Consider the following 11,705-nt stretch of genomic DNA (forward strand, 5'->3'; position numbering starts at 1 on the left):
CCGGGTGGTCGGCAGGGGGCCGGATCGTGAAGGCCGTGTGAAAGTGGCCCCGCCCGATCGGGAAGCGGTCGGTTGAGGCCGCTGAGCCGGTGAGCTGGGGCCTCGCCGGTAGCATGGTCCGCCTCATGGGAATTCTGGATCGAATCCTTCGTGCGGGCGAAGGAAAGAAGCTCAAGGCGCTGCAAGGCATCGTCCCCGACATCAATGCCCTCGGCGATGAGTACAAGCGCCTGACCGACGACGAACTGCGCGGCAAGACGGTCGAGTTCCGTCAGCAGCTCGCCAACGGCGCGACGCTCGACGACATCCTCATCGAGGCGTTCGCCACGATGCGCGAGGCCGCCGACCGCACACTCGGTCAGCGCCACTACGACGTCCAGCTGATGGGCGGCGCTGCGCTGCACTTCGGCTGGGTCGCCGAGCAGAAGACGGGCGAGGGCAAGACCCTCACCTCGACCCTGCCCGCCTACCTCAACGGTTTGTCGGGCGACGGCGTCCACCTCGTGACCGTGAACGACTACCTCGCGCGACGCGACGCCGAGTGGATGGGTCGCGTCCACAAGTGGTTGGGTCTCAACGTCGGCCTGATCATCCCCGGGTTCCAGACCCGTCCGGAGGAGAAGCGGCGCAACTACAACGCCGACATCACCTACGGCACCAACAACGAGATGGGCTTCGACTACCTGCGCGACAACATGGCGCCGAAGCTCGACAACAAGGTGCAGCGCGGTCACAACTTCTGCATCGTCGACGAGGTCGACTCGATCCTCATCGACGAGGCCCGCACCCCGCTCATCATCTCCGGTCGCGTCGGTGACGCCGCGAAGCTCTACTACCGCTTCTCGACGATCGTCCGCTCCCTGCAGCGCGACATCGACTACGAGGTCGACGAAGAAAAGCGCGTCGTCGTCCCGCTCGAGGACGGCATCGAGAAGGTCGAGTCGGCGCTCGGCGTCGACAACCTGTACGACGACGTCTCGGCCAACCTCGTCCACCAGTTCCAGGTGGCGCTCAAGGCCAAGGAGCTGTACAAGCGCGATAAGGACTACATCGTCCAAGGTGGCGAAGTGAAGATCGTCGACGAGTTCACCGGTCGCATCCTCGACGGACGACGCTGGTCCGAAGGCATCCACCAGGCGGTCGAGGCCAAGGAGGGCGTGAAGATCAAGGAGGAGAACCAGACCCTCGCGACGATCACGCTCCAGAACTACTTCCGCATGTACGACAAGCTCGCCGGCATGACCGGCACGGCCTCCACCGAGTCGGCCGAGCTGATGAACACCTACGGGCTCGGCGTCGTGCCGATCCCGACCAACCGTGAGATCGCTCGCGTCGACCAGGCCGACCTCATCTACAAGGGTGAGATCGGCAAGTTCAACGCCGTCATCGAAGACATCGAGGAGCGGCATCACCGCGGCCAGCCGGTGCTCATCGGCACGATCAGCGTCGAGAAGTCCGAGCTGCTCTCGCGCATGCTGAACCAGGCCGGCATCCCGCACAACGTGCTCAATGCCAAGCAGCACACTCGTGAGGCCGAGGTCGTCTCCCAGGCGGGCCGTCTGGGTGCCGTCACCGTCGCCACCAACATGGCCGGCCGAGGCGTCGACATCCAGCTCGGCGGTAACGCCGACCTCCTGGCCCACCGCGAAACCCTCAAGGAGGGCTTCGGCGAGGAGCTGCTGGTCGACGACTTCGCGCTGCCCCGCCCGATCGACGAGATGCCCGAGGAGTTCCAGGAGGAGCGCACCAAGGCGCTCGCCCGCTACGAGGATCATCTCGCTCGCTTCAAGGAAGAGTGCGCCGCCGAGGGCGCCAAGGTGCGCGAAGCCGGCGGTCTGTACGTCGTCGGTTCCGAGCGCCACGACTCGCGCCGTATCGACAACCAGCTCCGTGGCCGCTCCGGCCGCCAGGGCGACCCGGGCGAGAGCCGCTTCTACCTGAGCCTCGACGACGAGCTGATGCGTTTGTTCGCGACCGGTGCCCTGCAGTGGGCGATGGGTCGCTTCGAAGAAGACGAGGCGATCGAGGCCAAGATGGTCACCAAGGCCATCGAGCGTGCACAGACCACCGTCGAGACGAAGAACGCGGAGATCCGCAAGAACGTCCTCAAGTACGACGAGGTCATGAACGAGCAGCGCAAGGTGATCTACAAGCGCCGCGACCAGATCCTCGAAGGTGAAGACCTCCGTGCGGCCGGCATGGAGTACCTCGACGAGGCCGTCAAGGCGCTCATCGCCACCCACTGCCAGTCGGTCGCCACCGACGAGTGGGACCTCGAGGGACTCAGCAAGGAACTCGCGCTGTTCTGGCCGACGGCACTCACTCCCGAGGCGCTGGCCGACGTCCGCTCCACCGACGAGCTCCGCCAGGTGGTCATGGCCGAGGCGCAGAACCACTACGAGGAGCGCGAGGCCGAGATCGGCGAGGACGCGATGCGCGAGGTCGAGCGTCAGGTCATGCTGCGCATCATCGACCAGCGCTGGCGTGAGCACCTCGAGGAGATGGACTACCTCAAGGAGGGCATCAACCTCCGAGCGATGGGCCAGAAGGATCCGCTCACCGAGTGGCAGCGCGAAGGCTTCGAGATGTTCGGCGCCATGATGAAGGCGATCGCCCAGGACTTCGTCCGCTACGTGATGCACGTCCAGGTGCGCACCGAGCAGCCCGCCCAGCCGACGCTCACGCCGAAGGTCCTCAACATGCAGACCTCGTCGAGCGACGACGCTCCGGCCCAGAGCGGCTTCTCCACCGCCGCTGCTGCCTCCGCTGCCGAGGACGCCGGTGCGCCGGCTCCGGCGCAGGCGGCAGCGCCCACCAAGCAGCAGACGGTGACGAAGGACGCGTTCGACAAGACGCCCCGCAACGCTCCCTGCCCGTGCGGTTCGGGCAAGAAGTTCAAGCAGTGCCACGGCGCGGCCAGCTGAGCCGCCATGCGTGACTTCACCGACGATCTGCGCGAACAGCGCCGGCGCCTCGACGAGGCATCCGGCTACCTGAACATCGCCGAGGGACGAAACCGTCTCGTCGAGCTCGAGGCCGAGATGCAGCGCCCCGACCTGTGGGACGACGCCGACCTCGCGAAGCGAGTCAACGCCGAGTACGCCAACGTCAAGGACGACATCGAGCTCTATGACGGGCTCACCGGCCGCCTCGACGACGCCGAGGTGCTCCACGAGCTGGCGCGCGAAGAGGGCGACGAATCGCAGGAAGGCGACATCGAGGCCGAGATCTCGGCGATCAGCGGCAAGCTCGACGAGCTCGAGCTGCGCAGCCTGTTCACCGGCGAGCACGACGACAGCCCGTGCATCGTGCAGATCAACGCGAAGGACGGTGGCGTCGATGCCCAGGACTTCGCCGAGATGCTCGTGCGCATGTACGCCCGCTGGGCCGAGCGGCGCGGGTTCGACATCACGCTCAACTACGAGTCCGAGGGGGCCGAAGCCGGTATCAACTCGGCCGAGTTCACGATCACCGGTCGCTACGCGTACGGCTTGATGACCTCGGAGCGTGGCACACACCGACTCGTGCGCATCAGCCCGTTCGACAACCAGGGTCGTCGCCAGACCAGCTTCGCTGCGGTGCAGGTGTGGCCCGAGATGGAAGCGCCCGACCTCGAGATCAACGACGCCGACATCCGGATGGAAGTGTTCCGGGCGTCGGGTGCCGGTGGTCAGCACATCAACAAGACCTCGTCGGCCGTCCGCCTGATCCACGAACCGACCGGTCTCGTCGCCTCGTCGCAGGAGGAGCGCAGCCAGCTCCAGAACCGTGAGCGAGCGATGAATCGCCTCAAGGGTCTGCTGGCCGCCAAGCTCGAAGAAGAGCACCAGGCCGAACGCGACGCGATCGGTGGCAAGCAGGCGCAGGTCGGCTGGGGGAGCCAGATCCGTTCCTACGTCATGCAGCCGTACCAGATGGTGAAAGACCTGCGTACCGAGGTCGAGACCGGCAACGTCGACTCGGTGCTCGACGGTGACATCGACGTCTTCATGGAGGGCTACCTCTCGTGGCGTCGAGCCCAGGAACAGGCCGAGGCGAACTGATCCGTCGCCCGGCGGACGTCGTCAGACGACCTTGCCGGGATTGAGGATGCCGTTCGGATCGAGGGCGTCTTTGAGGCGTCGCATCAGGGCGATCTCGGTCGCCGAGCGTGACCGGTCGAGATAGGGCTTCTTGACGGTGCCGATGCCGTGCTCGGCCGACACCGACCCGCCGAACTCGGCGACCGTGTCGTACACGACGTGGTCGACCTGTTCGACGGTTTCCGGATCGTCGCTGCCGACCGTCGGGTTGCAGTGCACGTTGCCGTCGGCGATGTGGCCGAACGGGTACACCACCACGTCCGGCCACCGTGCCGCGAGCCGTTGCTCGACCGTGGTGACGAATCGGTCGATGTCACCGGTGGGCAAGCCGACGTCGAAGTGCAGCAGACCGACGATCCCGTCCGTCGGCCCCGCTTCTCGCATCGCCCAGATCGCCTCCGTGTCGGCGGCCGACCGGGCCAGGAACGCGTCGGTGACGGTTCCCTGCTCGATGGCCTGGCCGATCATCGACTCCATGAGTCCGAGATCGCCGTCGGGGTCGTCGCCGGACAGTTCGACGACGGCGGCACGGCCGGCCCCGATGTCGATCGGGGGTGTGACGCCACCGCGCCGTTCGGCGATCACGTCGTAGTACGTCGGCCACATCACTTCGAACGCCGACAGGTGCGGCACACGGCGGAACGATGCGAGGTTGCTCAACACGGCGTCGTAGTCGGGGCAGGCGAGGAGGGCCGTCGTGCGCGAGGCGGGTGCGGGGCGGAGCCGGAAGACGATGCGGGTGACGACGCCGAGCGTGCCTTCGGTCCCGATGAACAGTTGCTTCAGGTCGTATCCGGCGTTGTTCTTCAGCAGCTTGTTGAGTGACGACACCACGGTGCCGTCGGCCAACACGCCCTCGAGACCGAGGACGTGCTCGCGGGTCATGCCGTACCGGATCACCCGGTTGCCGCCGGCGTTCGTCGCCACGTTGCCGCCGACCGTTGCGGTGCCGCGGGCACCGAGGTCGTAGGTCAGTTCGAATCCGGCGTCGAGTGCGGCCAGTTGCGCCGCTTCGAGCGTCGTGCCCGCCCACACGGTCATGGTCGCAGCTGCGGGGTCGATCTCGTCGACGCCGGTCATCCGTTCCAGGCTGAGCGCAACGTCGCCGGGTCGGGGCACGGCACCGCCCGCGAGGCCGGTGAGGCCTCCTTGTGTCACGACGGTCTGACCGTGGCGATCACAGATCGCCAGCGCCGCCGAGACCTGTTCGGTGGTGCGCGGCCGGACGAGCGCGACCGGAGCGGTGGGGGAGGAGCCCGACCAGTCCGTCCGGTATCGCTCGCTGATGTCGTGCAGCTCGACGATGCCGTCGCCCAACTCCGCCACCAACGCCTCGATCGCCGTCACGAAGGCGAACGTAGTCGGTTGATGTCAGACATGAACCGACCAGGTGAGGTGATGTTGCGTTCCTGGTCGGTCGGTTCATGTCTGACATCAACCGACATCAACCGACCTCAACCGACGGCGAGGGTGGCGAGGGCGCGCTCGTACCTGGCTTCGGCCTCGGGGGTGTCGTGGGGGCCCATGCCCGACATCTCGAGCATGACGTAGCCGTGGACGGTGGCGAATAGGTGGTAGGCGTGGTCTTCCGCGTCGTCGCGCTGCAACGCGCGGGCGACACCCTCGGTGAGTCCGGCGAACGAGGCTGCGGCCCGTTCGAGCGCGGCGGGGGAGGGTTCGAAGTCGGGCACCGCCCTGCCGAACATGACCATGTACTGGGTGGGATGGTCGAGTGCCCAGCGGCGGTAGGCCCGGCCCGCGGCCGTGAGATCACCGGCGATCAACGACGGGCCGACCGCCGCGTCGAACCCCTCGAACCCCTCGACGAAGATGGCCTCGACCAGCCCCGACTTGCCACCGAAGTAGGTGTAGATCCCGGTCGTCGAGCACCCCGCCTCGGCCGTGATGTTCCGCACCGTCAGGGCAGCGGCGCCCTCTCGACGCAGCACCGTCAGCGCGGCACGCACCAGCTCGTCGCGCATGGATGGATTCGATCTTGACACCGTCAAGCTCATCTGCGCACCATATCCGTCGTGACCACGTAACAAAGTTACGTCACCCACCCAGACGGAGTACGAACCATGAGCACGACCGACGACACGTCCACCCACGCAGGCACCGACACGAGCCTGTACCTCTCCGGCAACTATGCACCGGTCACCGAGGAGGTGACTGCGTTCGATCTGCCCGTGATCGGTGAGCTGCCGGTCGAGCTGAACGGCCGCTACCTCCGCAACGGCCCCAACCCGATGGGCGATGTCGATCCGGCCACGCATCACTGGTTCATGGGCGACGGCATGATCCACGGCATGCGCCTGCGCGAGGGCAAGGCCGAGTGGTACCGCAACCGCTACGTCGGCTCGGCGGGTGTGCAGACGCTGCGAGGGCAGCCCGACATCCCCGGTCCGAACTGGAACGACAGCCCGCACGGCCCGAACACCAACGTGGGCGGCTTCGCCGGCACCACGTGGGCGATGGTCGAAGCCGGCGGTTGCCCGGTCGAGTTGACGTACGAACTCGACACGGTCGGCCGCAACGACTTTTTCGGCACCCTGCCCGGTGCGTTCACCGCCCACCCCAAGGTCGACCCCGACACCGGTGAGATGCACGCGATGGTCTACGCCTGGGGCCAGTGGCTCGACCACATCCAGTACGTGGTCGTCGGACGCGATGGCCGGGTGAACCGGACGGTCGACATCCCGCTCGGCATGACGATGCTTCACGACATGTCGCTCACCGGCCGCTACGCCGTGGTGTACGACCAGCCGGTCACGGTCGACATCGACCTGGCGTTCGCCGGCCGCTTCCCGTTCCGATGGACGCCCGACTACGGCAACCGCATCGGGCTCCTGCCGCGTGACGGGCAGGCCGACGACATCATCTGGATCGACATCCCCATCGGGTACGCGTTCCACCCGCTCAACTCATACGACACCCCCGACGGCAAGGTCGTGATCGACATCTGCAACTACCCGAAGATGTTCGACGCCGACATCCTCGGCCCGTTCGGCGACCGGGCGATGGCGAAGCTCGAACGCTGGGAGATCGACCCGGTCGCCCGAAGCGTGTCGGTCACGGTGATCGATGAGACGTCGAACGAGTTCCCTCGCCATCGCGGCTCGCTCACCGCCAAGCCGTACCGCTACGGCTACTGCGCGTCGCCGTCGCTCGACGGGGCAGCCGGATGGCCGACGATCAAGCACGATCTGCAGACCGGCGCCCGCCGGGTGTTCGATCACGGCCCCGGCCGTGCCGCCGGTGAGCCGGCGTTCGTCGCCCGCCCCGATGGCACCGAGGAGGACGACGGCTGGCTCGTCACGTACGTGCACGACCTCGGGCGGAACTCGGCCGAGTTCGTGGTGCTCGACGCCGCCGACTTCGACCGCGGCTACGTCGCACGCGTCCCGCTGCCGCAGCGGGTCCCGTTCGGATTCCACGGCAACTGGGTGAGCGACCGCAGCGTTCCGGAGCCGGGCTGATGCCGACGCTGCGTCACACCGACGCCGACGACCGAGCTGGGTTCACGTTCCGGAGTCGTCTGCCACTCGAGTCACGTCGCTCGACGCTGCCGTTCCTGATCGACACCCTGCGGTTAAAGCGGTCGCTCGACGCAGCTGTCGAGCGCGGCGAGCTGTACCGGTACGAACTCGGTGCCGACCTGCTCGGCAACGTGTTCACGACCGACAGCACATGGGCCGACGAGGACGCGTTCGTGGCCTGGGTCGGCACCGAGCTGCACCGTCGCATCATGGCCAAGTACGGCGATCGACTCGGCACACCGACCTTCGAACGGATCCCGGGGCCGACCACCGTCGGGTGAACGATCGGCCCGCTGATCCGATCCGAGAAGGACGCACGACGTCGGCTTCTGAGGGCACGCTGTGGTGGGAGTCATCGCGGCTGCCGCCATATGACGGTTCGGTGACGATACGCTCGTGACGGCCCACGAGCCCGCTGTGGGCAGGTTCCCCTCATGATTCGTCTCGAGAACGTCACCAAGAGCTACTCGACCGAGGTCGTCGCGCTGCGCGATGTCAGCTTCGACGTCGCCAAGGGCGAGTTCGTCTTCCTCGTCGGACCGTCCGGCTCGGGCAAGAGCACGATGCTCCGCCTGCTCAACCGTCAGGAGCGCCCCGAGCGTGGCGCGGTCTGGGTCGCCGGGCGCAACATCATCGACATGCCGCCGTCGCGTGTGCCGCACCTGCGACGCAACATCGGCAACATCTTCCAGGACTACAAGCTCCTGTCGAACAAGACGGTCTTCGAAAACGTCGCATTCGCCCAGGAAGTGATCGGTCGCCCGAAGCACGTCATCCGCCAGCAGGTGCCGGCCGTGCTCGACCTCGTCGGCTTGGCCGGCAAGGAAGACCGCTTCCCGCACCAGCTCTCCGGTGGTGAGCAGCAGCGCGTGTCGATCGCCCGGGCGTTCGTCAACCGCCCGCTGATCCTCATCGCCGACGAGCCGACCGGCAACCTCGACCCCGGCACGGGTGAGGGCATCATGCGCCTCCTCGACCGGATCAACAAGACGGGCACCACCATCGTGATGGCCACCCACGACCAGCGCATCGTCAACACGATGCGCAAGCGAGTCATCCAGCTCGACCGTGGCGTCGTCGTCCGCGACCAGGCACGAGGGGTGTACCAGTAGATGTTCTCCCGTTTGGGCTACACGTTCCGTGAGACGTACGCGAGCTTCCGCCGCAACGTCACCCTCACCGTCGCCGCCATCATCACGGCAGCGGTGTCGCTGCTGATCTTCGGCCTCACCCTCCTCATCCAGCGCGGGTTCGACAACCTGCTGCAGCGGTGGGAAGGCGGCGTCGAGATGATCGTTTTCGTCAACGCAGGCACCCAGCCGGACGGGCTCCAGTTCATCAGCGACGCGCTGCAGGAACAGGTGAACTCGGGCACAGTGCAGTCGTTCGAGTACTGCGACGTCGACTGTTCGCTCGCCGACGCCGACGTCGTGCTCGCCGGCGACCCGACCACTCGCGAGCTGCTCGACGAGACCAACATCCCGACCCTGTTCAAGGTCGTTCCGTCCGAGTCGACCGACGTGACGTTCCTGCGTGGGTTGAAAGAGGCGTACCAGACGCTGCCGTCGGTGCACTCCGTCACCCTCGCCGAAGACCAGCTCGATCTGATCTCGAAGCTGCAGGGCTTCGTGAGTACCTACACCACCGGTCTGTGGATCGCGCTGATGGCGGCCTCCGGCCTGCTGATCTGGAACACGATCCGCACGGCGATGTTCGCCAGACGTCGCGAGATCGAGGTGATGAAGCTCGTCGGCGCGACCGACTGGTTCATCCGAATACCGTTCATGCTCGAAGGACTGATCCAAGGCGTCCTCGGAGCGTTCGCCGCCATCGGGGCGATGCTGTTCATCAACTGGAGATGGACCGAGGGCGTGAAAGACTTCCCGGACTCCTCCGGCATGACCGCGCTCGTCGTGGTCGACGGCTACCAATGGTGGGTCGCGCTGATCATCCTCGCCTTCGGCGCCCTGGTCGGCATGATCGGCTCCGGTATCGCCGCCAGCAGGTTCTTGGACGTCTAGTACCGTCTCAGCAGGGCCGGGCCGCTGCTCTCGGACCCGAGGTCCGGGAGGTGGCATGAATCGATGGTCGTCGGTGCCGATCCGACCGACGCAGAATCTTCCCGATCCGTCCGGCATGCGCCGCTACCTCGACGGGCTGTGGGCAGTCCTCGTGGCGCTGCTCGCTGTTGCTGCGTGCTCCTCGAGCGGCTCGCAGGGCGCGCTCGTCGTCGACGGGGACGTCTCGAGCGACCTCAGCGGACTGGCCAACGGCATCGCGACGATCGAGGCGACCGTCGTCGCCACGGACGGACTCGACATCGAGGAGTACCTCGACGGCATCCCGAACGACGCCGCTCTCGACGACTTGCCGGTGTTGGTCGTCGACGACACCGTGCTCATCCGCGACGGCGAGCGCGGAGCACAGTTCGTCGACGAGATGCAGGCGCTTCGCACCGAAATCGCATCCGGCAGCTCGATGAGGCTCCTGTACACGAACGGTTCCTACGACGTGGGCCGCCGCTACGTCATCGTTCTCGGCGGATGGGGCGAGGGATTCTCGGCCATGTTTGGCTACGACCTGGCGGCGGGCCGACCGGTCGAGGGTTTCGACAGCCCGTGGTCTCGGCAGGTGCTCGCCGGTCTGATGGAGAGGGCGGGTTCCGCTGACGCGTCGACCACGATCGGGGAGGTCGTGGTCGAGATCAATCGCACGGGGTTCGTCCCGGTGGATGGATCGGTGCCCGACGGCGAGTAGTAGGGCCGTCCGCTCAATCTCAACCCGATCCGTCTGGCGAACCGGTTGCTGGCTACGGTCGCTTTCGTGGCTGAGTACGAGCAGATTCTTTTCGACGTCGAGGATCACATCGCGACGATCACCCTGAACCGTCCCGACAAGCTGAACGCGTTCACGGGGACGATGATGAACGAGATCATCGATGCGTTCGACCGCACCGACGCCGATGACGACGTCCGTGCCGTGATCGTCACCGGTGCCGGTCGTGCCTTCTGCGCCGGCGCCGACCTGTCGGCACGCGGCGACACGTTCTCCCAGGGCGGCTCCGACGTGCAGACCGACGCCGGTGTGCCGCGCGACGGCGGTGGCATGACGACCCTGCGCATGTTCGACTCGAAGAAGCCGGTCATCGGCGCCATCAACGGTGCCGCGGTCGGCGTCGGCGTCACGATGACGCTGCCGATGGACATCCGGATCGCCAGCAACGCCGCCCGCTTCGGATTCGTGTTCGCCCGACGTGGCATCGTGCCCGAAGCGGCCTCCAGCTGGTTCCTGCCGCGTCTGGTCGGGATCAGTCAGGCACTCGAGTGGTCGTACTCGGGGCGCGTGTTCGAGGCCGACGAGGCGCTCCAGGGCGGGCTCGTCCGCAGCCTCCATGCTCCCGACGAGCTGCTGCCCGCCGCACGCGAGATCGCCGCCGACATCGCCCAGCACTCGGCACCCGTGTCGGTGTCGCTCACCCGGCAGATGATGTGGCGGATGCTCGGCGCACCGCACCCGATGCACGCCCACCGTGCCGACAGTCGTGCGATCCTCGAACGGGGCCGCAGCGCCGATGCCAAGGAGGGCGTCGAGAGCTTCCTCGACAAGCGGGCTGCGGTGTACCCCGACCGGGTCAGCGACGGCTTGCCCGACGTCTTCCCGGGCTGGGAAGACCCCGCGTTCGAGTAGTTCGTCACGACTTCCTCAGGCGCCACGCAGCGTGTGTCCAACGGCACATCGGCACTCAGGAATGATTCAAGAACTTGATGGTTGACTCCGATGAATGTTTCACACGGCGACGCACGAGGTACTTCCGTCGCCACACACACGGAGAACGAAGAAGATGACCACCCTGTTGAACGAACTGATCGAAACCGGCGACGTGATCGAGGTCAAGCTCGGCGACGACGTCGCCAGCGCCTTGGTGCTGCTCGCCACTGACGAATTCGTCATTCTCGACGCCTGCGACGGCTCGACCCCGTTCGTCGTCAAGCGCGACGAGCTGATCGAGTACCGCAAGTTCATCCCGGCCTGATCGGCCGACCCGGCTGACGCCGGACCGACCCGACACACCGGGTCGACAATC

11 protein-coding genes are annotated in these 11,705 nt (G+C 66.5%); 9 read left to right on the forward strand and 2 right to left on the reverse strand.

Annotation, left to right across the window (positions count from 1 at the left end; all coding sequences use genetic code 11):
* Window positions 1–125: 125 nt before the first annotated feature.
* A complete protein-coding gene (gene secA / locus BDK89_RS06055; RefSeq protein ID WP_133868092.1) occupies window positions 126–2,924 on the forward strand; it encodes a preprotein translocase subunit SecA in 2,799 nt (932 codons plus the stop codon).
* 6 nt (window positions 2,925–2,930) lie between these two features.
* Window positions 2,931–4,043 carry a peptide chain release factor 2 gene (prfB, locus tag BDK89_RS06060; RefSeq protein ID WP_133868093.1) on the forward strand — a complete coding sequence of 371 codons (1,113 nt, stop codon included), beginning with the start codon at window positions 2,931–2,933 and terminating at the stop codon, window positions 4,041–4,043.
* Between the two features lie 21 nt (window positions 4,044–4,064).
* Here the strand turns inward: prfB and BDK89_RS06065 are convergent, their stop codons facing one another.
* Window positions 4,065–5,429: an FAD-binding oxidoreductase gene (locus BDK89_RS06065; RefSeq protein ID WP_133868094.1), complete on the reverse strand. Its 1,365-nt coding sequence runs from the start codon at window positions 5,427–5,429 to the stop codon at window positions 4,065–4,067.
* A 107-nt stretch (window positions 5,430–5,536) separates the two neighbouring features.
* A complete protein-coding gene (locus BDK89_RS06070; RefSeq protein ID WP_166657414.1) occupies window positions 5,537–6,064 on the reverse strand; it encodes a TetR/AcrR family transcriptional regulator in 528 nt (175 codons plus the stop codon).
* Window positions 6,065–6,163: 99 nt separating this feature from the next.
* Here BDK89_RS06070 and BDK89_RS06075 point away from each other — a divergent pair, with 99 nt between their 5' ends.
* The 7 genes from BDK89_RS06075 (at window position 6,164) to BDK89_RS06105 (ending at window position 11,654) form a co-directional block, all read left to right on the forward strand.
* Window positions 6,164–7,561: a carotenoid oxygenase family protein gene (locus BDK89_RS06075; RefSeq protein ID WP_133868096.1), complete on the forward strand. Its 1,398-nt coding sequence runs from the start codon at window positions 6,164–6,166 to the stop codon at window positions 7,559–7,561.
* Entirely contained in the window at window positions 7,561–7,902 is a 342-nt protein-coding gene (locus BDK89_RS06080; RefSeq protein WP_133868097.1) for a hypothetical protein, read from the forward strand. The genes BDK89_RS06075 and BDK89_RS06080 overlap by 1 nt, the downstream gene beginning before the upstream one ends.
* A 153-nt stretch (window positions 7,903–8,055) precedes the next feature.
* Window positions 8,056–8,733 (forward strand): cell division ATP-binding protein FtsE, encoded by a 678-nt coding sequence (gene ftsE, locus BDK89_RS06085; RefSeq protein ID WP_133868098.1) that lies wholly within the window; start codon window positions 8,056–8,058, stop codon window positions 8,731–8,733.
* Window positions 8,734–9,642, forward strand: coding sequence for a cell division protein FtsX (locus tag BDK89_RS06090; protein ID WP_133868099.1), 909 nt, complete (start codon window positions 8,734–8,736; stop codon window positions 9,640–9,642).
* A gap of 55 nt (window positions 9,643–9,697) precedes the next feature.
* Window positions 9,698–10,378 carry a hypothetical protein gene (locus BDK89_RS06095; RefSeq protein WP_133868100.1) on the forward strand — a complete coding sequence of 227 codons (681 nt, stop codon included), beginning with the start codon at window positions 9,698–9,700 and terminating at the stop codon, window positions 10,376–10,378.
* Between the two features lie 66 nt (window positions 10,379–10,444).
* Window positions 10,445–11,308 carry a crotonase/enoyl-CoA hydratase family protein gene (locus tag BDK89_RS06100; RefSeq protein ID WP_133868101.1) on the forward strand — a complete coding sequence of 288 codons (864 nt, stop codon included), beginning with the start codon at window positions 10,445–10,447 and terminating at the stop codon, window positions 11,306–11,308.
* 154 nt (window positions 11,309–11,462) lie between these two features.
* Window positions 11,463–11,654: a hypothetical protein gene (locus BDK89_RS06105; protein WP_133868102.1), complete on the forward strand. Its 192-nt coding sequence runs from the start codon at window positions 11,463–11,465 to the stop codon at window positions 11,652–11,654.
* The last annotated feature ends 51 nt before the right edge of the window (window positions 11,655–11,705 follow it).

This window comes from Ilumatobacter fluminis (genome assembly GCF_004364865.1).
GTDB classification, from domain to species: domain Bacteria; phylum Actinomycetota; class Acidimicrobiia; order Acidimicrobiales; family Ilumatobacteraceae; genus Ilumatobacter; species Ilumatobacter fluminis.